Consider the following 24,006-nt stretch of genomic DNA (forward strand, 5'->3'; position numbering starts at 1 on the left):
CCAGGCCGGCTCCGCCGTGGCAGAGTTCATTATGGTCTCGGCCCTGCTCACGGCCGTCTTTCTCTCGGTCTTCCAGTTGGCACTGGTCCTGCACGTCCGGAACACGCTGCTGGATGCGGCAGCCACGGGCGCCCGCCATGGGACCCTTGCCGACCGCAGCCCGGCGGATGGTGCCGAACGGGCCCGGCAGCTGGTCACCTCGGCGCTGGGGCCCTCTTTTCGCTGCGAGGTCGGCCACGAAGCCACCACGATTGGAGGCCGTGAGGGCCTGCGCATCACGGTGCGCACCGGTTTCCCGCTCGTGGGCTACCTGCCGGTGGCCGGGGAACTTGGGGTGCAGGCCGAGGCGGTGCGCTATGGCTGACACTCCGGTTCCGGCGATCATGCCGGCGCGCCGGCGGATCCGGCGCATGCAGTGCGGGGACGGGAAAGGCTGCGGCGCGGAAGCTGGTTCGGCCGTCGTGGAGTTCGTCTTCCTGGGAGTGCTGCTGCTGGTCCCGGTGGTGTACGCGATCCTCGCCGTCTCGCAACTGCAGGCGGCAGCGTTCGCCGCGGTGGGTGCGGCGGACCATGCGGCCAAGGTCTTCGTCGCGGCCGACACCGAGCCCCGTGCCCGTGCCGCGGCCGTGGATGCCGCGGCCCGGGCGGTGCGAAACATGGGGTTGCCGGCCGGCAGCGAGGACGTCTCCGTCCGATGCTCCGGCCCCTGCCTGCACCCTGGCTCGCGGGTGACGGTCACCGTGACCGTCTCCGTTGCCCTGCCGCTGCTTCCGGCCGGGGCGGGGGCCGACGTCGGCCGCGCGTCCGCCTCGGCCACCCACCGGGTGGAGCGGTTCGGATGAGACGCGCGGCCGGGCGGATCTCGGGGGAGGATGGCCGGATCCTGGTCCTGGCCGCCGGCTACGTCTCCATTGCCCTGCTTGCCGTCAGCGCGACCCTTGCCGCGACGGCCGTGACCACCGAGGCGCGGCGGCTGCTCAGCGTGGCCGACGGGGCCGCCACCGCGGCCGCGGACCGGTACACCGTGGCTCAGGGTCCAGTTGAAAGGCAGGGTCCAGCCGGCAGCCAGGGCCAAGAGGGGATGCCGGGCCAGGAGGGGACGCAGGGCCGGTCCGGGGCGTCCGGTCCGGTGAACGGGAGCGTCGGGCTGGTGCTGACCGACACCGCCGTCCGGGCGGCCGCGCTGGAGTATGCGCGGGACGTCGGGGCGCCTGAGCGGTTCGACGGGTTTGCCGTCCTGACCGCCGGGGCGGATCCCGCCGGAACCACCGCCCGCATCCGGTTGGGCGCCACCGTGCGCCCGCCCATCGTCGGCTGGTTCGTGCCCGCAGGCATCCCGATCTCCGTCGAGAGCAGCGCCCGCACCATCCTCACGCGCTGAAACCCGCCCTCACCCGCTAAGGCCCGCCCCATGCGCCGGTGCCGCCGCACCGGCCGGTCCCACGCGATCGGCCGGTGGCATGCCGTACGCTGGAAGGACCATGGCTGCAACTGACTTCGCCGCGGAAATCCGCGCCCTCCGCAACACGTACGCCTCCATCGAGGAAGTTTCCGACGTCGCCAAGATCCGTGCGGACATCGCCGAACTCTCCGAACAGGCCGGCGCCCCTGACCTTTGGGATGACCCCGCCTCGGCGCAGGTGGTCACCTCCAAGCTGTCCCACCGCCAGTCCGCCCTCGAGCGCCTCGAAAAGCTCGCGTCCCGCATCGACGACCTCGAGGTCCTCGTCGAGCTCGCCGCCGAGGAGGACGACGCCGACTCCCTCGCCGAGGCCGAAAAGGAGCTCGCCTCCGTACGCAAGTCGCTGGCCGAACTGGAGGTCGTGACCCTGCTTTCCGGCGAGTACGACTCCCGCGACGCGGTGGTCACCATTCGCGCCGGCGCCGGGGGCGTCGACGCCGCCGACTTCGCCGAGATGCTCATGCGCATGTACCTGCGCTGGGCCGAGCGCCACGGCTACCCAACCAAGGTCATGGACACTTCCTACGCCGAAGAGGCGGGGCTGAAGTCCGCAACGTTCGAGGTGAACGCGCCCTACGCCTACGGCACCCTGTCCGTCGAGGCCGGCACGCACCGCCTGGTGCGCATCAGCCCCTTCGACAACCAGGGCCGCCGGCAGACCTCCTTCGCCGCCGTCGAGGTCATCCCGCTGATCGAACAGACGGACTCGATCGAGATCCCGGACAACGAGATCCGCGTGGACGTCTTCCGCTCCTCGGGCCCGGGCGGGCAGTCCGTGAACACCACGGACTCGGCCGTGCGCCTGACGCACATCCCCACCGGGATCGTCGTGTCCATGCAGAACGAGAAGTCGCAGCTGCAGAACCGCGCTGCGGCGCTGCGCGTGCTCCAGTCCCGGCTGCTGCTGCTGAAGAAGGAGCAGGAGGACGCTCAGAAGAAGGCCCTGGCCGGTGACGTGAAGGCGTCCTGGGGCGACCAGATGCGTTCCTACGTGCTCAACCCGTACCAGATGGTCAAGGACCTGCGTACCGAGCACGAGGTCGGCAACACCTCCGCGGTGCTGGATGGGGAAATCGACGACTTCATCGACGCGGGCATCCGCTGGCGCGCCAACGCGCGCGTCGCCGCCGCCGCCGAATAGCCGCGCGGCGCGAAGCCCCGGGCAGCGCCCCTCCAGGCAGCCCCCCTCCAGGGACCGGACCGCGGCAACATCCGACGGCAGCATCCCCGGCCCGTCCTTTGCGGCACCGCCTTTCCCGGCCCGTCCTTTGCGGCACCGCCTTTCCCGGCCCGCCTCCGGCGCACCCCGCGCCGGAGGCGGGCCGTTCCCGTTTCCGGGCCGGGAGCAACCGGAGGGCCGGCAACGGTTGCCTCCGCCGTCCGGGGGCGGTTGGATGGCGGCAAGGGTCCGCTGCGGGGCCCGCGGCCCCGCGGGGCCTGCACCGCGGAACCGGACGGGCGCGAGCCCCGGAGGAGGAAGGCCGCTTCAGATGGCGATCGACAAAACCTATGCCACCGCCGCCCTGGCCGTGGCGGATATCCCGGACGGCGCCTCGCTGGCCGTGGGCGGCTTCGGGCTCTCCGGCAATCCGGTGCAGCTGATCGAGGCGCTGCTGGCCCAGGGCGCGGGCAACCTCTCCGTGGTCTCCAACAACTGCGGCGTCGACGGCTGGGGACTGGGGATCCTGCTCGAGGCCGGGCGCATCCGGAAGATGACCTCCTCCTATGTGGGGGAGAACAGGGAGTTCGCCCGCCGCTACCTCTGCGGCGAACTGGAGCTCGAGCTCACCCCGCAGGGAACCCTCGCCGAGAAGCTGCGCGCCGGCGGTGCCGGCATCGCCGCCTTCTACACCCGCACCGGCGTGGGGACGCAGGTGGCCGAGGGCGGTCTGCCGCAGCGGTACGACGGCGCCGGGAACGTCGTGCAGGCTTCCTCGCCCAAGGACGTGCGCACCTTCGCGCCCGGCGGGACGGCCGCCGAGTACGTGCTGGAGGAGTCGATCGTGACCGACTTCGCCCTGGTCCACGCCGCCCGGGGGGACCGCCACGGAAACCTGGTCTTCAACAAGGCCGCCCGCCAGTTCTCCCCGCCGGCCGCGATGGCCGGACGGATCTGCATCGCCCAGGTCGAGGAGCTCCTTGAGCCGGGGCAGATCGACCCGGACGCGGTCCACCTGCCCGGCATCTATGTCCACCGCATCGTCGAGGTGGGCCGGAACATCGAAAAACGCATCGAAAAGCGCACCGTGCGCCCCCGCCCGGCGGAGGCCTGAGATGGCCCTGACCCGCGAACAGATGGCCGCCCGCGCCGCCGCCGAACTGGCCGACGGCTCCTACGTGAACCTCGGCATCGGACTGCCGACCCTGGTGCCCAACTACGTGCCCGCCGGGCGCACGGTGGTGCTGCAGTCGGAGAACGGGATCCTCGGCGTCGGGCCCTATCCCGACGAGGACCACGTCGACCCGGACCTGATCAACGCCGGCAAGGAGACCGTGACCGTCCTTCCCGGGGCCTCCTTCTTCGACTCCGCCACCAGCTTCGGGATGATCCGCGGCGGGAAGATCGACGCGGCGGTCCTGGGTGCCATGCAGGTGTCCGCCCGCGGGGACCTGGCCAACTGGATGATCCCGGGCAAGATGGTCAAGGGCCCTGGCGGCGCCATGGACCTGGTCCACGGCGCCCGGAAGGTGATTGTGCTGATGGAGCACGTGGCCAGGGACGGCTCCCCGAAGATCGTCACCGAATGCTCGCTGCCGCTCACCGGCAGGGCCGTGGTGCACCGCATCATCACCGATTTGGCCGTCATCGACGTGACCGCCGCGGGCCTGGTGCTGGCCGAGACCGCCCCCGGCACCACAGTGGAGGAGGTCCGCGCCGCCACCGAGGCCCCGCTGGCCCTGGCCCCGGGACTGGAAGAGGGTTCCCCGCCGCCGCGGGAGGCGTGAGGGTCCGGCGCAGCAGGCGCGGGACCGCAGGGGCAGGGAACCGCAGGTGCGCGGAACCGCGCCGGGGCGGGGGAGCGGGCACCGGACACTCCACGTGCAGTGCGGAGTTTCCGCAGGGCGGGATCCCGGGCAGGTCCCGGATCCATGGCCGGATTCACAGGAACCGCGGCGCGCCATGCCGGGCGTGCGTCCCCGGACCAGGTGGGGGCTGCCGCTAGAGTGCCTAGTGCCGGTGCCGCAACCGTTCCCTGCCAAAGCCCCGCATCCATGGCCGCGCACCGGTGGTCCCTGTGGGCGGAACCACCATGATCAGATTCGAGCACGTCACTAAGATCTACGACCAGAAGTCCCGGCCTGCCCTGGACGGAATCGACATCGAGATCAACCGGGGCGACTTCGCCTTCCTGGTCGGGGCCTCCGGCTCCGGCAAATCGACCTTCCTGCGCCTGGTGCTGCGCGAGGACCGTGCCACCCGCGGTTCAGTGTATGTGGCGGGCCAGAACGTGGCCCGCATCCCCAGCTGGCGCGTGCCGCGGCTGCGCCGCGGCATCGGCGTCGTCTTTCAGGACTTCCGCCTGCTTCCCAACAAGGACGTCTTCGGCAACGTCGCCTTCGCCATGCAGGTGATTGGCAAGAGCCGCGCCGTCATCCGCGAAACCGTGCCCGAGGTCCTGCGCACCGTGGGCCTGGAGGGCAAGGGGCACCGGCTGCCGGGCGAACTTTCCGGCGGCGAGCAGCAGCGGGTGGCGATCGCCCGGGCCATCGTGAACCGCCCCGGCATCCTGCTGGCCGACGAACCCACCGGCAACCTGGACCCCGCCACCAGCGTGGGCATCATGAACGTGCTGGACCGGATCAACCAGAACGGCACCACCGTGCTGATGGCCACGCACGACGACGACATCGTCAACAGCATGCGCCGGCGCGTGATCGAACTCTCCGCCGGAAAGGTTATCCGCGACGAGGCCGCGGGCGAGTACACCACCATGATCCCGGTCATCAACGCCGACGGCACCCGCGAGCTGCAGCCCGCGGCCCGACCCGCCGCCCAGGCCATCGCCCCCTTCGACACCGAGGAGGACGACCTGTGAGGCTCGCGTTCGTCCTCTCCGAGATCGCCTCCGGCCTGCGCCGGAACCTCTCGATGGTCGTCTCCGTGGTGCTGGTGACGTTCGTGTCCCTGACGTTTGTCGGCTCCGCCGCCCTGCTGCAGATGCAGATCAACCAGATGAAGGGTTTCTGGTATGACCGCGTGCAGGTGGCCGTGTTCCTCTGCGGCGAGGACTACGGGTCCGCCACGTGTGCCGAGGGTGCCGTCACCGGCGGGCAGCGCGAGGAGATCCGCGCGATGCTTGGCTCCGAGGCGGTGAAGCCCTACGTCGAAAGCTTCGAGTACGAGTCCCAGGAGCAGGCCCTGACCCACTTCCGCGAGCAGTTCCGGAACTCGCCCATCGTGGACACCGTCACCGCCGACCAGCTGCCCGAATCCTTCCGGGTCAAGCTGGTGGACCCGGAGAAATACGAAATCATCAACGAACTCTTTTCCTCGATGCAGGGCGTGGACGTGGTCGTGGACCAGCGCGAGCTGCTGGAAAAGATCTTCTCGATCATGAACATTGCCTCCCTGGTGGCGGTGGGCGTGGCCGCCGTGATGATCGTCTGCGCCATCCTGCTCGTGGCCACCACCATCCGGCTCTCCGCCTTCAGCCGGCGCCGCGAAACCGGCATCATGCGCCTGGTGGGGGCGTCCAAGCTGGTGATCCAGTTGCCCTTCGTCCTCGAGGGCGTCATCGCGGCCGTGCTGGGAGCCGTGCTGGCCGCCGCCGCGCTGTGGGGCGTGGCGCAGTTCCTCATCGAGGGCAGGCTGGCCCGGGAGTATCCGGGTACCGCGTTCATCTCCACCGGCGATGTCCTGCTGCTCTCCCCGGCACTGGTGGCCCTGGGGGCGCTGCTGGCTGGTGTATCGTCGGCCCTGACCTTGAGGCGCTACTTGAAGGTTTAGGCCCCTGTGCCCCGCCCCGGGACCGCGGCGGGGCCCTCTGAAATCGGACCTCTGGAAAGGACAGGCTGGCTTGGCTGGATACGGACGCTGGAGTATGCCCAGAACGATGGCCGGAGTGGCGCTGGCGGCGCTGCTGGCGCTGGGCGTGGCCACCTCCGGCGCGGTCGCTGACGACCTCGATGACCAGAAGGCGCACATCGAGGAGAATATCCAGAGCCTGGAGGGGGACCTCGAATACCTCGACGCGGACATCCGGAAGACCGCAGCCCAGCTCAAGGACTACCAGTCCAAGCTGCCCGCCGCTGAGGCGGCCCTCGCCGAGGCCCAGGGCCGGGTGCAGGCGGCGGCCGACGAGGTGGGCGCTCTGGCCGCGCGCGTGGAGCTGGCGCAGGAGAGCAGGGGCCAAATCGCCCGGCAGGTGGCCGAGGACGAGGCCAAGTACAGGGACGTCCGCAAGGCCATCGGACAGATTGCCACCCAGGCGTACAAGCGCGGGGGCGTTTCCGGCGACCTCACCCTGATCCTCGAGGCGGCCTCCGACGGCGACCTGGCCAACGGAATCGACCTGGCCGACCAGGCCATGCGCAGCCAGAACGCGGCACTGGACCGGCTGGGGCAGCAGGGCGCCACGGACCGCAACGCCCAAGCCCGCCTGGCCGCGGTGGAGGAGGAGATCGTGGGGCTCAAGGCCAGGGCGGAGGCCGCGCTGGAGCGCGAGCAGGCCGCCCGCGACGAAGCCGAGGAATCCAAGCGCGAGGTCGACGCACTGGTGACCCGCACCGAGGAACTCACCGAGGAACTTGCCGCCAAGCGGCCGAAGATCCAGGCCCGCCTGGCCGCCCAGGAGGCCGAGCACGCGGCGGTCCTGGCCGACATCAAGGCGCGCCAGGAGAAGCTGCTGCGCGAGGCCGAAGCCCGGCGCAAGGCCGAGGAGGCTGCGGCCAGGAAACGCAACGCGGGCTCCTCATCGGGCTCCTCGGGAAGTTCCTCCTCGGGGAGTTCCTCCTCGGGAAGCTCCTCGAAACCGCAGACCTCCGTCAGCGGGTGGGGCCTGATCCGCCCCACCGCCGGCGGCTATATCACCTCGCGCTTCGGCTGGCGGCCCACCCCCGCCGGCACCATCGACTACGGCGGGCGCGGCGGCTACGTGCATGCCGGCGTCGACTGGGGATTCGGTGGCGCCTGCGGGGCTCCGATCCGCGCCGCGGCGTCGGGGGAGGTGTGGTTCGCGGCCATGTCCGCGTCCTCCGGCAACAAGGTCACGGTCAGCCACGGCGTGGTCAACGGCCACGCGCTGGCCACCAACTACCACCACATGTCCTCCTACGTGGTCTCCCCGGGCCAGCGCGTGGGCCGGGGGCAGGTCATCGGGTACGTCGGCACCACCGGCAACTCCACCGGCTGCCATCTGCATTTCGAGACGATCCTCGACGGCAGCGCCGTGGATCCGCTGGGCCTGCTGTAGCGTAGGGGGGATGTTCCGCGCCGACGGCGGACCCCCAACGACTCCAGGAGGTGGCGCATGCCCAAGGAAACCGGAGAAAAGGTCGTTGCGACCAACCGCAAGGCCCTCCACGACTACCATGTCCTGGATACCTACGAGGCAGGCATGGTGCTCAGCGGCACCGAGGTGAAGTCGCTGCGCGAGGGCAAGGCTTCCCTGGTGGACGGCTTCGGCCAGTTCTACCGCGATGAGTTGTTCATCGAGAACGTGTACATCCCCGAGTACCTCAACGGATCCTGGACCAACCACGCCGCCCGCCGCCGCCGCAAGCTGCTGCTGCACCGGGCGGAGCTGGCCAAGATCGAACGCCGCATCCAGGAGTCGGGCTTTACGATCGTCCCGCTGAAGCTGTATTTCAAGGACGGGCGCGCGAAGCTGGAAATTGGGGTGGCCAAGGGCAAGAAGGAGTACGACAAGCGCCAGACGCTGCGCGAGAAACAGGACAACCGCGAGGCCCTGCGCGCCATGCGCGAACGCAACCGGCGCGGCTGAGCCCGAACCTCCGTTTCCTTCGGGACGGTTTCCTTCGGCACGGGGCCGGGAATGATTTGCGGGGTCCGTGGGTTAGAATGGATGTACCGCGGTGAAAGCTGCGGGAGGTGGGCGGCGACAGCAGCCCATTGGCAACAAAATACGGGGATGATCGGTTTCGACGATGTGAGTCGCGACAGGTGAAGCGGGCCGAGGATGCAGAGTTATCTCGTAAACGCTCTCTGTAAACCAATAAGTGCCGAATCTAAGCGCACTGACTTCGCTCTCGCTGCCTAAGTAGCCAGACGGTCCGTCAGCCAGGGGATGCTATCGCCCCTGTTCCTGGCGTCAGCTAGATAGCCACTGCTGGCCACCTGGGTTACCGGGGTGGCCGGGACTTTTAGGTAACTGGGCCCGGATCAGACACTCGTTTGCATGATGTCTGGGGCCGAGAAAATCCGACGCAAACTGCGCCCGGAGAAGCCCTGGCAACACCACATCGGACGGGGGTTCAATTCCCCCCATCTCCACCACAAACAGGAAGGGCCCCGCCACCGGCGGGGCCCTTCCTGTTTCCGCGGCAGCTATGGCGGGCCGCACCCGGCAGGGTGACAATGCTGGCAAAGGGAAAACGCCAGGGCACCGTCGGGCCGGCGGCGTACCGGCTCCGGACAGGCCGCGTCAGCAGGGAGATGAAGACCATGGTCGTTTTCGCCGACCGGAGGGATGCCGGGCGCCAGCTGGCGCGCCGCCTCGAACACTGGCGGGGGCACGATGTCGTCGTCCTCGGGCTGCCCCGCGGCGGCGTTCCGGTCGCCTACGAGGTCGCCAAGGCGCTGGGGGCCCCGCTGGATGTGATCATCGTGCGCAAGCTGGGGCTGCCCTTCCAGCCCGAAGTCGCCATGGGCGCCATCGGGGAGGACGGCGCCCGGATGCTCAACCGGCACCTGATCACCCGCGCCGGCGTTTCGCCGGAGGAGATTGATGAGGTGGAGGCCCGCGAGCGCGCCGTGATGGAGGAACGGATCCTGCGGTTCCGCAGGGGCCGCGCACGCATCAGCCTGGCCGGCCGGACCGCGCTGGTGGTTGACGACGGCATCGCCACCGGCGCCACAGCGAACGTCGCCTGCCAGGTGGCCCGGCACCTGGGCGCCGCACGGGTGGTGCTGGCGGCCCCGGTCGCTCCGCGCGAAGCCGTCGAGCACGCCGAGGGTGCGGACGAAGTGGTGGTGATGTCGATGCCGCGCGAATTTATGGCCGTCGGAATGCACTACAACGACTTCTCGCCGACCAGCGAGGAGGAGGTCATAGCGCTGCTGGACGCGGCCGCGGCCCCCCGAGAGAAGGACGAGGCCGCGGGCCCCGATGCGGACGAGGATGTTGGGATCCCCGTGGGGGACGTCATCCTTGCCGGCCACCTGCAGGTTCCGCCGGGCGCTACCGGCATCGTGGTGTTCGCCCACGGCAGCGGCAGCAGCCGCCACAGCCCGCGCAACCGCTACGTGGCCTCCGTCCTCCAGGAGGCGGGCCTCGGCACGCTGCTGGTGGACCTGTTGAGCGCGGAGGAGGAACTCGACCGCGCGAACGTCTTCGACATCGGCCTGCTGGCCGGCCGCCTGGAGGCCGTCACCGCCTGGCTGGGCACCCGCGCCGACACCCGCGGCTGCGCCGTGGGCTATTTCGGGGCCAGCACCGGGGCCGGCGCGGCCCTGCAGGCCGCCGCCGATCCCGCCTCCCCGGCCGCCGCCGTCGTCTCCCGGGGCGGCCGCGTCGACCTGGCCGGACCCCGGCTGGGCGAGGTCCGGGCACCCACGCTGATGGTCGTCGGCAGCCGGGACGAATACGTCTTGGAGCTGAACCGGCAGGCGCAGTCCCTGATGACCTGCCCCACCCGGCTGGCGGTGGTGGCCGGGGCGACGCACCTGTTCGAGGAGCCCGGGACGCTGTCCGAGGCCGCGGAGCTGGCCCGGGACTGGTTCGTGGAGCACCTGCACGGCTCGCCCGGGGACCGCCCGCCTGGCGGCCCGGTTTCTGGCGGCTAGTGTCGGGTGCCGTAAATGACCGCGAGGTTCACGAAGTTGGTGGCGTCCGGCTCCGGATCGGTGGTGTCGGAGGTGTAGGCATTCATCACGTCCTCCGAATCCTTCCGGTGGACCAGGCCCAGCGCGTGGCCCATCTCATGCACGATCGTGGCCAGGGCGCCGTTGTCGCTGGAGCGGTCCAGCAGTCCCGTGTGCAGGGTAATCTCTCCTCCGGTCCGGTAGGCGCCGCGGTCCCGGCCGGAAAAGCTGCCGTCGCTCTCCCCGTCGTCGCCGGCGTTGTCCACCGAGACCATGGTGACGCAGTTGGCATCCTCCGGGCAGGAGGCCACGGCCACCGCCTCAACGCAGGGGCTGACGGACCAGTAGTCCACGGCGTCCGTGGACAATCCGACGTAGCGGCCCTCGAGGCCGCCGGTTTCGAAGTAGACCAGCAGCTCTTCCCCGTCCTCCTTGCGCCACGGCGTCTCGGGGGAGTCCTGGAGATCGAGGTCCCGCAGGGTGGACCCGGCCGGTACGCTGCACTCCGTCGGCGCCTGGTCCGGGGTGGGGTCGGCACAGCCGGCCAGCAGCAGGAGCAGGGACGCCCCGACCCCCGCCAGCCCGGCCCCTGTCAGTCTCAGCCCTGCCGGTCTGAGCCCTGCCGGTCTGAGCCCTGCCGGTCTGAGCCCCGCTAGTCTAAGCCCCGCCAGCCCGGCTCCCGTGCGGCGCCGGCCGCTGTACCCGGGCCGCGGGCGGCGGTCGGGGGCGGTATGGAACCCGCCGTCGCCCCCCGCAGCAGGTGCCTGGCTACGCATCGGGACCCCTGCCGGCCCCCGCCGCCGTACGCCCCGCCCCTGCCGACCCCTGCCGTCCCGCGGGGGCGTCCCCCAAGCGGTGATGCCGCTTGGGGGACGCAGCCTTGCGGGAAACGACCGTTCCCGCCGCTCCCGGGGCGGTGGGCCTTCTGCTGCCGCGGTGCCGGGGATGATGGCCTTCGGAGGGTGCCGTCATGCCGCCTGTTTCCCCCGGAGCGCGCCCACGGTCTCCACCAGGATCCGGCAGAACTGCTCCACCACGTCCTCGGTGGTGTTCAGCGGGGGCAGCAGGCGCACCACGCAGCCGCCGCGGCCGCCGGTCTCCAGGATCAGGCCTTTGCGCAGGACCTCGTCCTGGACCTGCTGGGCCAGGTCCCCGCCCGGCTTGCCCGTGTCCGGATCCTGGAATTCGATGCCCCACATCATGCCGCGGCCGCGGACCTCGCGGACCCACGGCAGCGCCTCGAGGGGCTTGAGCAGCGATTCGATCTGGCGTCCCCGCTGCTGGACCTGCTCCAGGATGCCATCGCGGCGGACGATCCGCACGGCCTCCGCGCCCGCTGCGAATGCCAGTTGATTGCCGCGGAACGTGCCCGTGTGCGCGCCGGGGGCCCACTTGTCCAGTGCCCGGTCGTAAATGATGACGGCGACCGGGGTGCCGATGCCGCTGAGCGCCTTCGAAGCGACGATCACGTCGGGCTCGATGCCGTACTGCTCGAACGCGAACCAGGTGCCGGTGCGCCCGCATCCGGTTTGGACTTCGTCAACGATCAGCGGGATGGCGAGTTCACGGGTGATCGCGCGCAGGCGCTGGACGAATTCCAGCGTGGCGGGGATGACGCCGCCCTCGCCCTGGACCATCTCCAGGATCACCGCCGCCGGCCGCGTCATGCCGCTGAGGTCGTCCCTGAGCGTGTTTTCCAGGTAGGCCACGCAGTTGGAGGAACAGGTGTCCCGGGCCAGGCCCAAGGGGCACCGGCTGCAGTAGGTGTAGGGGAAGAAGTGGACCCCGGGCATGCCGTTGGCCACCGGAGCTTTTTGCTGGACGAGGCCGGTGAGGGCCATGCCCATGGCACTGCTGCCGTGGAAGCCGCCCTGGAAGGAGACCACGTCGCTGCGCCCGGTGGCCGTCTTGCACAGCTTGATGGCCGCATCTACGGCATTGGCCCCGGTGGGACCGCAGAAGTGGATCTTCATGCGGTCCTGCAGGGCGGCCGGCAGCATGGACAGTTGGGCCTCGATGAAGGCTTCCTTGGCGGGTGTCGGAAAGTCGAGGCCGTGGGTGAACCTGCCCAGCTGTTCGGCGGCAATGCCGATCAGCTCCGGGTGGTTGTGCCCCAGGGAGAGCACCCCGGCCCCAGCCAGGCAATCGATGAAGACGTTGCCGTCCATGTCGCGGACGAACGAGCCGTGGGCCTCATCGATGGCCATGGGCAGGTGGCGCGGATAGGTGCGGGCATTGGATTCGCGGTCCTGCTGGCGGGCCAGCATGGCTGCCGACCGGGGACCCGGGAGCGGTCCGGCCACGAAGGGCGCAGTGAATTCACTCGAAACTGGTTGAGCGGTCAAGATGGTTTCCCCCTATTAGTCAGGAATCGCGCCGATGGGTCCGGGCCACTTGTGCGAAAGTGCGTGATCCTTGGTCCCCGGACCCATTGGACGACGTCCAGTGTCACCGGCGCGTTACGCGAGCGTTATTGCGGTCCCTCCGGCGGACCGGAGGGACCGCCGGCCTAGGCCAGTTGGCCCGACACCAGGTCGAGGTCGGGCCGCGAGAAGGCCGTTGCGGCCTCGCTGCCAAACGCCCGCTGGACCGCGGCGGCTGCCGCGTCGAGCACCTCGGCACGGACCGCCACGCAGATGCGGAACTCGGAAACGGACACCAGTTCCGGTTCCACTCCCGCATCGGCCAGGGCCTTGCAGAACCGGTAGAAGACCTCCGGGTCGCGGCGGATGCCAAACCCGTTCAGGCAGATCTTGCCGATACCGTCGTCGTAGCCGATCTCCCCGAAGCCGACCCGCGCTCGCTCACGGCGGAGCGCGTCCAGCACGGCCTGGCCGCTGGAGGCGGGTACCGTGAAGGACAGTTCGGTGCCCGCCTGGCGGGGGTCGGCGCCTTCGACGACCATGTCGATCCTGGCCTGGGTGCGTTCGGCGGCCTCGAACAGCAGGGCCGCGGCCCCGGGAAGGTCCGGGATGCCGCTGATGGTGACCTTCGCCTCCGAACGGTCGGTGGTGATGCCGGCGATGATGGGCTCCTCCAGGGTGGCCGGCCGATCCGCGGTGGCGTCCCGCTGCGGATCGGGCACCACGAAGGTCCCGGGCAGCTGCGAGAACGAGGAACGCACGTGCAGCGTGACCCCGAACCGGCGGGCATACTCGACGCACCGCACATGCAGCACCTTGGCCCCGCTGGCGGCAAGCTCCAGCATGCCCTCGCTGGAGATACTTGCGATCTTCCGCGCGGAGGGCACGATGCGCGGGTCGGCCGTGTAGACGCCGTCGACGTCCGTGTAGATTTCGCAGACGCCGGCCTTCAGCGCCGCGGCGAGGGCGATCGCGGTGATGTCGGATCCGCCGCGGCCCAGGGTGGTGATTTCCCGGGTGCGGCGGCTGCGGCCCTGGAAGCCGGCCACGATGGGGATCTCTCCGCGGCCGAGCGCACTCCGAACGCGGCGGGTGTCGACGTCGAGGACATGGGCCTTGCCATGGACCTCGTCGGTGATCAGCCCCGTTTCGGCTCCCGCGAAGGGCCGCGGGACGGCGCCCATGCCGGCCAGGGCCAGGCCCAGCAGGGCCACGGAAATCCGTTCTCCCGCGGTGAGCAGAAGGTCCAATTCGCGCGATGACGGGTTCGGCGCGACCTGCACGGCCAGGTCGAGCAGGTCGTCGGTGGTGTCGCCCATGGCGGAAACCACCACGACCACCTGGTAGCCGGCCTCGCGGGTGTCCATGATGCGCCGGGCGACCCGGAGCACCGCCTCGGGAGTGGCCACTGAAGATCCCCCGAATTTTTGGACGACGATGCCGGAAGCCGCCTCAGGCTTCGGCGTGGAGCGGGACACAGAAGGGCGCGGTACCCGGGGCAGATCCGGGCAGACCCCTCCTCTTGCGGTGCGGTGATGCATTTTGGTGAACTCCTTCGGGTTGTCTCCGCCGAAATCGTGTCCCCCCCAGTTGACGCGTCCGGCCGTTACGGCCCCGTTATTGGCGCGTCACAACCCCCGGGAAGGCGGGCGCCGCCAGTTCTTCGGCCGCAGGGGTTTATTGCATGGCCCACTAGTGGCAAGCTGGAGTAAACGACGGGGTTGCGGTGCGGTGGGGGCACGGGACCGGAATGGGACGTCGTCGATGTGAGCCGTTGCCTTGGGGAGCCGGAGAACATGACCGCAAGCCATAGTTGGGAAGTCCATTTGCTGGGGGGATGGGAAATCTTCCAGGACCGTCGTCCGGTCCGGGTGACGTACCGCCAACAGCGCCTCATCGCGGTGCTGGCGCTCTACGGCAGCCAGCCGAGACCTTTTCTGGCCGGCATGCTCTGGCCCAACAGTTCCGAGAAACAAGCCACCGGCAGCCTGCGGGAAAGCATTTGGCTGGTTTCCCACCAGTTGCCGGGACTGCTTGTGGAAGGCCGCGATCCGCTGGCCCTGTCCCCGGACGTGGCGGTCGACGTGCACATCGTGCGGCGGCAGGCGGAGGCCCTGGAAATGAGCCACGGCCCGCAGGGCGAGCTGGAGCGGGTCAGGATGCTCGAAACCCTGCGCAACGCCGAACTGCTCTCCGGGTGGTACGAGGACTGGATTACCACCGAGCAGGAACGCTGGCAGCAGCTGCGGGTGAAGGCCCTTGAGCGCCTGGCCGCCCAGTTCCTGGAGCACGGCGAGACCGGGCTGGCGGTGGAGGCCGCGGCCTGCGCGATCGCCACGGACCCGCTGCGGGAGAGTGCCGAACGGCTGCTGTTGGAGGCCTACCTGTTCGAGGGCAACATCGCCCAGGCCCTGCGCAGCTACGAGGCCTTCCGGGACCGGCTCAACGATGAGTTCGGCGTCGAGCCCTCACCCCGGCTGGCCGAACTGATGGCCCCCCTGCGGATCTCCCGCAACCCGGAGTTCAGGCCCGCCGTCGGCAGGAACGGCCCGTGACCGGGGCCGGCGGGAACGGACTGCTGGCCCTGAATATGGTGGTGGCGTTCGTGCTGGAGCTCGCGCTGTTTTTTGCGCTCGCCGCCTGGGCCATGCTGTCGTTTCCGCAGGCCCCGGTGGCCGCGGTGCTGGTGACCGTGGCCGTGCTGGCGGTGTTCTGGGGGATGTTCCTGTCGCCCAAGGCCCGGTTCCGCGCGAGGTGGCCGGGCCACCCGATGGTGGCCGGCGTTTTGGCAGGGGCCGGCGCCCTGGCCCTGGCGGTGGTTGGGCTGGCCGGATGGGCGGCCGGATTGGCGGTGCTCGGGGCGCTCAAGATCGTGCTGGCCGCCGCGGCGGGCCGCGCCGGCGACGGCAGCCAGTGGGCCTGACCCGCACGGAGGGGTGCTTCCCCTGCCGCCCGGGATCCTTGCCCTGGCCACACACCGAAGGCTGCGCCCCCAACCCACGCACCGTTCGCGGTTCCGGTCCCGAAAAACCAGGCTCTGCCTCAGCCCCAGAACACCCCGGAGGACCCTCCGGAGAACCCGCCGGCCCGCAGGCCCGCGCCGGCGAGCGCGATCCCGGCCGCCAGGTTCGCGGCCACGTTCGCCGCAGCGGCCAGGCGCCGGCCCTGCTTCCACAGCCCCACCGTGCCGACGGTGAACGAACTGAAGGTGGTCAGGCCACCGCACAGTCCTGCCACCAGCACGGTTCCGGCCGGGTGCGCCACATCGCCGGCCATGAGCCGGGCCACCACGAAACCCATCAGCAGTGATCCGGCGGCGTTGACAGCCAGCGTGCCCCAGGGCCACACGGCCTGCTCCGGCGGGAGACCGCGGTGCCTCCGCACCGCGGTCTGCAGCCGGAGGGCTGCCCGGTCGGAGAGCGCGCGCAGCACGGATCCGGCCGCGCCGGCAAGGCCCACCGCCAGCGCGAGCCCGAGCCCGCTCACCGCTGGGATCCCGCACGTCCCAGGGCGCGTCCCGCCGCCAGTCCGGCCGCGGCTGCGGACAGCCCCAAGACCAGGGACAGGAGCAGGTAGGCGCCCACCGTCCCGGGCACGCCCGCGGAGGCAGAGAACACTGCAACGGCGGAAAAGGTGGTGAAGGACCCCAGCAGCCCGGGCCCCAGGCCCGCGCCCAGCCAGGCCGGGATGCCGGGCCGGCCGGCCCCCCAACCGGTCATCAGGCCCAGCACCAGGCTGCCGGCGATGTTGATGCCAAGGGTTGTCCAGGGGAATCCGGCCTCGGGCACCGCGTGCCCCAGTCCGTAGCGCAGCAGAGTTCCGGCGAACCCGCCGGCCGCGACGGCGCCGAGCACGGCGGCCTCGGCACCGTGGCGGCCGGCGGCACGCCTCACCGCAGGGTCTCCTGGGGCTCCACCCACACCGCCGCGGACTGGGCCGCCGTGAGCGGGTGCGCGCCGGCGTCGAGCGTGGCCCCGGGCAGCAGCCCCGCTGCCGAGCAGGCCCGCAGGGTCTCGGCATTGGCGTCGCTGACCCGAACGACGACGGCAGGACCGGCCGGGGCGCGGTCCAGCCGGACCGCGGCGGGCAGGCGCAGGTGGCCCGCGGCGTCGGGGATCGGGTCCCCGTGCGGGTCCGCGGCGGGGTGGCCGAGCAGGCGGTCCAGGCGCTCCACGAAGAGGTCTGAAACGGTGTGTTCCAGCCGCGCGGCCTCCTCGTGGACCTGGTCCCAGCCGTAGCCGAGTTCGCGCACCAGGAACGTCTCCAGCAGCCGGTGCCGGCGGACCACGCCCAGCGCCCGGGCCCGGCCCGTGGAGGTCAGGGAAACGGCCCCGTAGGGCGGGTGGTCGAGCAGGCCCCGCTCCACCAGCTTGCGCACCATGGCGGTGGCCGAGGCGGGGGAGACCCCCAGCTTGGCGGCCAGCGCTCCGGTGGTGACCGCCTCGGTATCCCACTCGCCCAGGCCGTAGACGGTCTTCAGGTACGTTTGGCCGCTGGCGCTGAGTTCGGCCCCGCCCGTCCCGCCGGCCACACCCGGGCTCATGCCGCGGCCCTCCGGCGCAGGCCCGCCACCAGGACCCCGTTGCGCGGGGCGAAGAGGTACGCGGCCAGGAACAGCAGCGCCTGCGCCAGCACCACGGACGCGCCCGTGGACAGGTCCAGGTAGTAGCTGGCGTAGATCCCGGCGACCGCGGAGACGGTGCCCAAGGCGGCGGCGATCACCAGCATCCGTCCGAAGCGGCGGGTGAGCAGGAACGCCGTGGCTCCGGGGGTGATCAGCAGGGCGACGACCAGGATGATGCCGATGGCCTGCAGGCTGGCGACCACCGTGAGCGCCAGCAGCCCCAGCAGGACGGCGTTCAGCGTACGGGCGTTCAGGCCGATCGCATGCGCATGCACCGGGTCGAAGGCCAGGAGCGTCAGGTCCTTGCGCAGGTACAGGACGGTCGCCAGCGTCAGGCCCCCCAGTCCGAGCACCACGGCCAGTTCCTGCGGTCCGGCTCCGAGCACGTTGCCGAAGAGGATGTGCCCCAGGTCCACCTGGCTGGGGATCTTCGACACGAGCGCCAGGCCCAGGGCGAACAGCGCCGTGAACACCACCCCGGTGGCGGTGTCCCCCTTCAGTTTCGTGGAGGAGCGCAGTCCACCGATCAGGTAGACGGCGCCCAGGCCGAACACCAGCGCACCCAGCGCGAACGGCACCCCGACCAGGTAGGACAGGGCCACGCCCGGCAGCACCGCGTGGGAGATCGCATCCCCCATCAGCGACCAGCCCATGAGCACCAGCCAGCAGGAGAGCACCGAGCAAACCACCGCGGCGGCCAGCGTGATGGCCAGCGCATTGGTCATGAAGCCGTAGCCGAAGGGCTCCGCCAGCCAGGAAACGATGTTCATGCGATCTCCCTGCGTTCGGGGTCCCCGCCAAAAGCCAAGGCGAGGTTGGCGTCGGTGAGGACTTGGGCGGGCGGGCCGGCGGCCAGCACACGCCGGTGCAGCAGCACGGCGCTGGTGCACAGCCGGGGCACCCCGGCGAGGTCGTGGGTGGAGATCAGGACGGTCCGCCCGGCCGCCGCCAGCGCGGTCAGCTGCGCGGAGATCAGTCGCTCGGAGGCGATGTCCACCCCGGCGAACGGCTCGTCCAGCAGCAGCAGGTCCGCGTTCTGGGCGATACCCCGGGCGACGAAGGCCCGCTTGCGCTGTCCGCCGGAGAGTTCCCCGATCGGCCGTCCGGCGAGGCCGGTCAAATCGACCCGCTCCAGGGCTTCGGCGACGGCGGCGCGGTCGGCGGACGAGGGCCGGCGGGAGCGCCCCATGTAGCCGTAGCGGCCCATCATGACCACGTCGTGGACGCTGACCGGGAACGTCCAGTCCACGTCCTCGGACTGCGGGACGTAGGTGATGCGTCCGGACCTGCGGGCCTCGGCCGGGGCCATGCCGAAGATCAGGACCGTGCCGCGGGTGGGCTTCTCCAATCCCATCACGGTCTTGAACAGGGTGGACTTGCCGCTGCCGTTGACGCCGATCAGCCCGCACAGCTCGCCTTGGGCCAGGTCGAAGTCGACTCCGTCCAGGGCCGTGTTCGTGCCGTAGCTGACGCACAGGCCGCCGACGGCCAGCGCCGGTGGGGACGCGCTCATTGGGGGAGTCCTTTCAGGATGAGGTCCAGGTCGTAGGCGACCAGGTCCAGGAATGTGGGAACGGGACCCTCGGGCCCGGAGATCGAATCCACGTACAGGGGTCCGGCCAGCCGGGCGCCCGTTGCCTCGGCGACGCGCCGCTGGGCGCCGTCGTTGACGGTCGATTCGCAGTACACCACGGGGACGGCGTGCTCCCGCACAAAGGCAATCTGGTCGCGGATCTGCCGCGGGGTGCCTTCGGCGTCGGCGTTGACCGGCCACAGGTAGTGCTCGCGCAGGCCCAGGTCGCGGGCCAGGTAGGAGAAGGCGCCCTCGCAGGTCACCAGGGCCGCGCCGGGATGCCTGGCCAGCCGCTCCCGGGCCTGGGCCTCGAGCTTTTCCAGCTTGGCGCTCATGTCCGCCGCGCGTTGGGCGAAGTACTCCGCGTCGGCGGGGCTGAGGGCAGCCAGCGCCTTTTCGGCGTTGGAGACGTAGACGCGGGCCTGGACGGGGGACATCCAGGCATGGGGGTTGGCCTTACCGGTGTAGGCGCCGGCGGCGATCGGCTCCGGCTCCACGCCCTCGGAGAGCACCGCGTGCGGGACATCGAGACCGCGGACGAAGCGTTCGAACCAGCGCTCCAGGCCCAGGCCGTTGTCCAGTACCAGGTCCGCCTCGTGGATCTTGGCCAGGTCGGAAGGGGTGGGCTCGTATCCGTGGATTTCGGCACCGGGCTTGGTGATGGACACGACTTCCACGCGGTCGCCGCCGACCTCGCGGACCAGGTCCGCGATGACGCTGAAAGTGGCCAGCACCACCGGCTTCCCGGCGTCCTCCGCGGCCGGGGAGAGGGCGGGGGACGCAGCCGGAGGCGGGCCGGCGCAGCCGGCCAGGCCCGGGCAGGCCAACGCCAGCGCGGCGCCGGCAGCCAGCGCGCGGGCGGCGAGGCGCCAAGAGTGGCCAGGAGTTTTAGGCATGGCTAAATATGGCACCCACCGGGGTTGACGCGCAACTTCCCGCACCTTGACCCGGCGCACCGGCCGCAGTCGGCGGGGGCTATCCTCCGGCGGGCGTGCCGTTCAGGATTGCCAGCACGGATCCGTGCAGCAGGGAGTTGGTCGCCAGGGCGTTGCCGCCGTCGCAGCCGTCCACGCCGTCCAGGGAGGTGAAGCGCCCGCCGGCCTCGGTGACGATCGGGACCAGCGCGGCCATGTCGTACAGGTTCAGTTCGGGTTCGCAGGCAATGTCCACCGCCCCCTCCGCCAGCAGGCAGTAGGACCAGAAGTCGCCATACGCCCGGGTGCGCCAGACGGCGTCGTGCAGCTCCAGCATGCCGCCCAGCTGCCCGCGCTCCTTCCACCCGGAGAGGCTGGAGTAGGACAGTGACGCATCGGCCAAGTTGGCCACGGCCGACACCCTCAACCGGGTCGCGGACTCCAGCGACGCGCCCGTGAATGCCCCCTCGCCCACGGCGGCCCACCAGCGCCGGCCCAGTGCCGGGGCGGAGACCACGCCAACCACCGGCCGGCCCTCTTCCATCAGGGCGATCAGCGTGGCCCAGACCGGGACCCCGCGCACGAAGTTCTTGGTGCCGTCGATCGGGTCCACGACCCAGCGCCGGGTCCCGGTGCCGCTGCTGCCGAACTCCTCGCCGTAGACCGCGTCGTCCGGCCGCTCGGCGGCCAGCAGGTCCCGGATGGCCTGCTCGGCGGCCCGGTCCGCGTCGGTGACGGGCGTCAGGTCCGGCTTGGTCTCCACCTGAAGGTCCAGGGCCTGGAAACGCGCCATGGCCAGCGCGTCCACCGCGTCGGCGATCCGCAGGGCCAGGAGCAGGTCCTCATGGCGGGTCGTCGCGGTGCTGACCGCGGTGCTGCTCGGATCGTTGCCCGGGTCGTTGCCCGGGTTGTTGCTCGGGTTGTTGCTCATGGTCCCCAACCTACCGCAGGGGATCGGCCCGGCGGGGCTGGCTAGACGCTGCCCAGCTCCTTGGTGTCCCCATGGTCCTCGGCGCCGAGCAGCCGGCGCAGCGACGCGAGCCGGGCCGGCCCGGCCGGTCCCGCCGAGCCGGCGGCGACCCACCCGTCCAGCGCGCATCCCGGCGCGCCGGCGCCGTGGGTGCAGCCACGGGGACAATTGGCGGAGGCGGGAGCGAGGTCGGGGAAGGCCTCGAGGATGTTGTCCGGCTCCACCAGCGCCAGCCCGAAGGAACGGATTCCGGGGGTGTCGATGATCCAGGTCCCGCCCGGGGCGTTGTCCACGCGCAGCGCGAGCGTCGAGGAGGAAGTGTGCCGCCCGCGTCCGGTGACGGCATTGACCCCGCCGGTGGCACGCTGGGCGCCGGTGAGCGCATTGACCAGCGTGGACTTGCCGACGCCGGAGTGCCCGATCACCACGGACACCTTGCCGGCGAGCAGCCGGTGCAGCTCGGCAATGGGGCTGCCCTCCAGGCGGGCGGACAGCCCGTCGGCGGAGCGGGCGTCGATGCCGGAGGCATCCTGCGAGGCGGTGCGGCTGACCACGATCTCCAGGTCCAGGTGCCGGTAGTTCTCGAGGAAGGGCTCCGGGTCCCGCACGTCCGCCTTGGTGACGCAGAGCACGGGGTGGATGCCGGCGTCGTACGCCGCGACCAGCGCCCGGTCGACGAAGCCGGTGCGCGGCTCCGGGTTCGCCGCGGCCACGACGATCACCAGCTGGTCCGCGTTGGCCACCACCACGCGCTCGACCGGGTCGGTGTCGTCGGCGCTGCGGCGCAGCAGCGTGCGGCGCTCCTCGATGCGCACCAGCCGGGCCAGCGTGTCCGGCCTGCCGGAGGTGTCCCCCACCAGGGCAACGAAGTCCCCGGGCACCACGGGGGAGCGGCGCAGTTCGCGGGCCCGGGCGGCAACGACCACGCGCTCGTTGTCGGTGCCTTCCCCGACGACGGCGGTGTACCGTCCGCGGTCCACGGTCACGACGCGTCCGATCACCGCGTCCTCGTGCGCGGGCCGGTCCTTGGTGCGCGGGCGCGAGCCCTTCTTGTTGGGCCGGATGCGGACATCGGACTCGTCCCACTCGCGGGCCACGGCTACGCCTCCCCGGCCGTGGCGGCCAGGGCCGTCCACAGCGCCGGAAAGTCCGGCATCGTCTTGGCGGTGGTGGCGATGTCCTCCACCTGGACCCCGTCCACGGCCAGCCCGATGATCGCCCCGGCCGTGGCCATGCGGTGGTCCGCGTAGGAGCGGAACACCCCGCCGTGCAGCGGACGGGGACGGATGAGCAGGCCGTCCGGGGTTTCCTCGGCGTCGCCGCCAAGCCGGGCAATCTCCGCCACGAGCGCGGCCAGCCGGTCGGTCTCATGCCCGCGCAGGTGGGCGATCCCGCTCAGCCGCGAGGGGCTGTCGGCCAGGGCGCAGAGCGCCGCGACGGTGGGCGCCAGCTCGGAGGAGTCGGCCAGGTCGATGCCGTGGATGGCCGGGCCCCCGGTGACGGTCAGGACCCCGTCGGCGCTGCGGTCAACGGTGGCCCCCATGCGCGGCAGGATACTCCGCCACAGGTCGCCGACCTGCGTTGTTTCGGCCGGCCAGTGGGGGATGCGCACGGTGCCGCCGGTGGCCAGCGCGGCGGCCAGGAACGGCCCGGCGTTGGACAGGTCCGGCTCCATGGTCTTGTCGAAGGCGGCGATTGGTCCCGGCTCCACGCGCCAGCGGTTCGGTTTGGAGTCATCCACCGCGACGCCGAGCCCGCGCAGCGCCTCGACGGTCATCCGGATGTGGTCCAGGCTGGGCACGCCGGACCCGGCATGCACCAGCTCCAGCCCGGTACGGGTGCGGGGGCCGATCAGCAGCAGCGCGCTGACGAACTGGGAGGAGGCGCCGGCGTCGATCTCCACCCGGCCGCCCTCCAGCGCCCCCGTGGCCTCCAGCGTGAACGGCAGCGCGCCGGGCTCGCCGTGCTCGGTAATTTTTACCCCCAGCTGGCGCAGGGCGTCGACCAGGGGGGCCATGGGACGCCGGCGCGCGTGGGGATCGCCGTCGAAGGCGAAGGTCCCGCGGCACAGGGCCGCCAGCGGCGGCACGAAGCGCATGACCGTCCCGGCCAGGCCGCAGTCGATGGCCACCGGGTCCGTCCCGCCCCCGGCCCCGGCGGAAGGGGTCCCGAGCGGGGACACGAGCAGGTCGGTGCCGCCGTCGGCCGCGACCTGCTCGATCCCCGCACCCAGCGCCCGCAGCGCGGCCACCATGAGGTCGCTGTCGCGCGAGGCGAGGGCGTTGCGCACCCGCGAGGGGCCGTCGGCCAGCGCGGCCAGCAGCAGGTAGCGGTTGGTCAGGGATTTCGACGCCGGCACGGTGACCGTGGCGTCGACGGGGGCGCCGGGGTGGGGTGCGGGCCAGAGGGGAAGGGTCGTGCTGTCCATGGTCGCCGTTAGTGGCCGATCACTTCCTTGGCGCTCCTGCGGACTTCCGCGACGGCCGTGCGGACGGGGCGCCCCAGCTGGCCGGCCTTGCCCAGCTCCCGGCGGGCGCCGGTGCCGAGGCGGCGGGCGCGCCAGGCCAGCGAGGGTCGACCGGCGGTGTCCACGCTGGCCAGCAGCACGCCGCCCGCCAGCGAAAAGTTCTTCAGCAGGGCGGGGGTGCGCCCGCCCGCGGAGGTGGCGGTGTCGCCGACCGCGGTCAGTGCGGCCGTAGCCGCCAGCAGGGACGCGGAAAGGCGCGGGAACCTGCCCAGCGCCAGCAGGGCGGCGGCACCGATCTGGACGCCGCCCACGATCCGGCCCACCGTGCGCGGACGCTGCGCCAGCGGGGCCAGCGGCGGGACGGCGGTGCCGAGCCGGCGCAGGCCCGGCTCCAGCTGGCGTCCGGTCTCCTCGGGGCGGCGCAGGCGCTCGACTCCGGACCAGACGAAGCTCGAAGCCAGCAGCGGGCGGGCGATCAGGCGGGCCAGGGACATGGGTGCCTCCGTAGGTCTCATGGATGGGTGTCGGTCGTGCTGCCCCTAGTCTGTCAGATCCTGTGGGACTCTCCCCGCTCCGGCGGCCCATTTCCTTCCCGCACACCGGGCGGCCGGTGCGCGGGAAGGGGACGCCGGAGGGGCGGGAATAGCCCC

General features: G+C 71.3%; 26 protein-coding genes and 1 other RNA gene. 14 read left to right on the forward strand and 13 right to left on the reverse strand.

Going from position 1 to position 24,006, the window contains the following annotated elements:
• Positions 1-16 precede the first annotated feature (16 nt).
• The 12 genes from NCCP_RS12480 (at position 17) to NCCP_RS12535 (ending at position 10,427) form a co-directional block, all read left to right on the forward strand.
• The gene (locus NCCP_RS12480; protein ID WP_263970143.1) at positions 17-364 is read left to right on the forward strand and encodes a TadE family protein; all 348 of its coding nucleotides are present in this window, start codon (positions 17-19) and stop codon (positions 362-364) included.
• Positions 357-842 (forward strand): hypothetical protein, encoded by a 486-nt coding sequence (locus tag NCCP_RS12485; RefSeq protein WP_149957620.1) that lies wholly within the window; start codon positions 357-359, stop codon positions 840-842. The genes NCCP_RS12480 and NCCP_RS12485 overlap by 8 nt, the downstream gene beginning before the upstream one ends.
• On the forward strand, positions 839-1,381 hold the full coding sequence (locus NCCP_RS12490) for a hypothetical protein (RefSeq protein ID WP_149957621.1): 543 nt from the start codon (positions 839-841) through the stop codon (positions 1,379-1,381). Before NCCP_RS12485 ends, NCCP_RS12490 begins: the two co-directional genes overlap by 4 nt.
• Positions 1,382-1,481: 100 nt before the next feature.
• Positions 1,482-2,603 (forward strand): peptide chain release factor 2, encoded by a 1,122-nt coding sequence (gene prfB / locus NCCP_RS12495; RefSeq protein ID WP_149957622.1) that lies wholly within the window; start codon positions 1,482-1,484, stop codon positions 2,601-2,603.
• A gap of 349 nt (positions 2,604-2,952) precedes the next feature.
• A complete protein-coding gene (locus NCCP_RS12500; protein WP_149957623.1) occupies positions 2,953-3,735 on the forward strand; it encodes a CoA transferase subunit A in 783 nt (260 codons plus the stop codon).
• A 1-nt stretch (position 3,736) separates the two neighbouring features.
• The gene (locus NCCP_RS12505; protein ID WP_172627397.1) at positions 3,737-4,408 is read left to right on the forward strand and encodes a 3-oxoacid CoA-transferase subunit B; all 672 of its coding nucleotides are present in this window, start codon (positions 3,737-3,739) and stop codon (positions 4,406-4,408) included.
• A gap of 305 nt (positions 4,409-4,713) precedes the next feature.
• The gene (gene ftsE / locus NCCP_RS12510; protein ID WP_149957624.1) at positions 4,714-5,499 is read left to right on the forward strand and encodes a cell division ATP-binding protein FtsE; all 786 of its coding nucleotides are present in this window, start codon (positions 4,714-4,716) and stop codon (positions 5,497-5,499) included.
• Entirely contained in the window at positions 5,496-6,410 is a 915-nt protein-coding gene (ftsX, locus tag NCCP_RS12515; protein WP_149957625.1) for a permease-like cell division protein FtsX, read from the forward strand. The genes ftsE and ftsX overlap by 4 nt, the downstream gene beginning before the upstream one ends.
• A gap of 94 nt (positions 6,411-6,504) precedes the next feature.
• A complete protein-coding gene (locus NCCP_RS12520; RefSeq protein WP_149957626.1) occupies positions 6,505-7,875 on the forward strand; it encodes a peptidoglycan DD-metalloendopeptidase family protein in 1,371 nt (456 codons plus the stop codon).
• A gap of 57 nt (positions 7,876-7,932) precedes the next feature.
• Positions 7,933-8,406 (forward strand): SsrA-binding protein SmpB, encoded by a 474-nt coding sequence (smpB, locus tag NCCP_RS12525; protein ID WP_149957627.1) that lies wholly within the window; start codon positions 7,933-7,935, stop codon positions 8,404-8,406.
• Between the two features lie 143 nt (positions 8,407-8,549).
• Positions 8,550-8,918: a transfer-messenger RNA gene (gene ssrA / locus NCCP_RS12530) on the forward strand.
• A 159-nt stretch (positions 8,919-9,077) separates the two neighbouring features.
• Positions 9,078-10,427, forward strand: a complete 1,350-nt coding sequence (locus tag NCCP_RS12535; RefSeq protein WP_308655510.1) for a phosphoribosyltransferase family protein — start codon at positions 9,078-9,080, stop codon at positions 10,425-10,427.
• Here the strand turns inward: NCCP_RS12535 and NCCP_RS12540 are convergent.
• The 3 genes from NCCP_RS12540 to NCCP_RS12550 form a co-directional block, all read right to left on the reverse strand.
• Entirely contained in the window at positions 10,424-11,221 is a 798-nt protein-coding gene (locus NCCP_RS12540; protein ID WP_149957628.1) for a matrixin family metalloprotease, read from the reverse strand. The two genes, NCCP_RS12535 and NCCP_RS12540, sit on opposite strands and share 4 nt — an antisense overlap.
• A gap of 192 nt (positions 11,222-11,413) precedes the next feature.
• Positions 11,414-12,748, reverse strand: a complete 1,335-nt coding sequence (locus NCCP_RS12545) for a diaminobutyrate--2-oxoglutarate transaminase family protein (RefSeq protein WP_216364719.1) — start codon at positions 12,746-12,748, stop codon at positions 11,414-11,416.
• A 206-nt stretch (positions 12,749-12,954) separates the two neighbouring features.
• Positions 12,955-14,349, reverse strand: coding sequence for an aspartate kinase (locus NCCP_RS12550; protein WP_149957629.1), 1,395 nt, complete (start codon positions 14,347-14,349; stop codon positions 12,955-12,957).
• Positions 14,350-14,604: 255 nt separating this feature from the next.
• On the opposite strand from NCCP_RS12550, the gene NCCP_RS12555 reads away from it, so the two are divergent.
• Complete coding sequence (locus NCCP_RS12555) at positions 14,605-15,363, forward strand: AfsR/SARP family transcriptional regulator (RefSeq protein ID WP_149957630.1); 759 nt, start codon at positions 14,605-14,607, stop codon at positions 15,361-15,363.
• Positions 15,360-15,731 (forward strand): DUF2568 domain-containing protein, encoded by a 372-nt coding sequence (locus NCCP_RS12560; protein ID WP_149957631.1) that lies wholly within the window; start codon positions 15,360-15,362, stop codon positions 15,729-15,731. The genes NCCP_RS12555 and NCCP_RS12560 overlap by 4 nt, the downstream gene beginning before the upstream one ends.
• Before the next feature lie 119 nt (positions 15,732-15,850).
• On the opposite strand, the gene NCCP_RS12565 is transcribed toward NCCP_RS12560, so the two are convergent.
• The 10 genes from NCCP_RS12565 to NCCP_RS12610 all read right to left on the reverse strand — a co-directional run bounded on the left by NCCP_RS12565 (position 15,851) and on the right by NCCP_RS12610 (position 23,850).
• Positions 15,851-16,294: a fluoride efflux transporter FluC gene (locus NCCP_RS12565; RefSeq protein WP_172627398.1), complete on the reverse strand. Its 444-nt coding sequence runs from the start codon at positions 16,292-16,294 to the stop codon at positions 15,851-15,853.
• On the reverse strand, positions 16,291-16,701 hold the full coding sequence (locus NCCP_RS12570; RefSeq protein ID WP_149957633.1) for a fluoride efflux transporter FluC: 411 nt from the start codon (positions 16,699-16,701) through the stop codon (positions 16,291-16,293). Before NCCP_RS12570 ends, NCCP_RS12565 begins: the two co-directional genes overlap by 4 nt.
• A complete protein-coding gene (locus NCCP_RS12575) occupies positions 16,698-17,351 on the reverse strand; it encodes a metal-dependent transcriptional regulator (protein WP_149957634.1) in 654 nt (217 codons plus the stop codon). The genes NCCP_RS12570 and NCCP_RS12575 overlap by 4 nt, the downstream gene beginning before the upstream one ends.
• Positions 17,348-18,202, reverse strand: coding sequence for a metal ABC transporter permease (locus NCCP_RS12580; RefSeq protein ID WP_149957635.1), 855 nt, complete (start codon positions 18,200-18,202; stop codon positions 17,348-17,350). Before NCCP_RS12580 ends, NCCP_RS12575 begins: the two co-directional genes overlap by 4 nt.
• Positions 18,199-18,945: a metal ABC transporter ATP-binding protein gene (locus NCCP_RS12585; protein WP_149957636.1), complete on the reverse strand. Its 747-nt coding sequence runs from the start codon at positions 18,943-18,945 to the stop codon at positions 18,199-18,201. The genes NCCP_RS12580 and NCCP_RS12585 overlap by 4 nt, the downstream gene beginning before the upstream one ends.
• Positions 18,942-19,901: a metal ABC transporter substrate-binding protein gene (locus tag NCCP_RS12590; RefSeq protein ID WP_149957637.1), complete on the reverse strand. Its 960-nt coding sequence runs from the start codon at positions 19,899-19,901 to the stop codon at positions 18,942-18,944. The genes NCCP_RS12585 and NCCP_RS12590 overlap by 4 nt, the downstream gene beginning before the upstream one ends.
• Positions 19,902-19,980: 79 nt before the next feature.
• The gene (gene hisN, locus NCCP_RS12595) at positions 19,981-20,850 is read right to left on the reverse strand and encodes a histidinol-phosphatase (protein ID WP_149957638.1); all 870 of its coding nucleotides are present in this window, start codon (positions 20,848-20,850) and stop codon (positions 19,981-19,983) included.
• Positions 20,851-20,891: 41 nt separating this feature from the next.
• Positions 20,892-21,986, reverse strand: coding sequence for a ribosome small subunit-dependent GTPase A (gene rsgA, locus NCCP_RS12600; RefSeq protein ID WP_149957639.1), 1,095 nt, complete (start codon positions 21,984-21,986; stop codon positions 20,892-20,894).
• A 2-nt stretch (positions 21,987-21,988) separates the two neighbouring features.
• On the reverse strand, positions 21,989-23,317 hold the full coding sequence (gene aroA / locus NCCP_RS12605; RefSeq protein WP_149957640.1) for a 3-phosphoshikimate 1-carboxyvinyltransferase: 1,329 nt from the start codon (positions 23,315-23,317) through the stop codon (positions 21,989-21,991).
• A gap of 8 nt (positions 23,318-23,325) precedes the next feature.
• Positions 23,326-23,850: a DoxX family protein gene (locus tag NCCP_RS12610; protein ID WP_172627399.1), complete on the reverse strand. Its 525-nt coding sequence runs from the start codon at positions 23,848-23,850 to the stop codon at positions 23,326-23,328.
• Positions 23,851-24,006: the final 156 nt, after the last annotated feature.

Origin of the sequence: Zafaria cholistanensis, from assembly GCF_008580665.1 — a bacterium.
Classification (GTDB): Bacteria; Actinomycetota; Actinomycetes; order Actinomycetales; family Micrococcaceae; genus Zafaria; species Zafaria cholistanensis.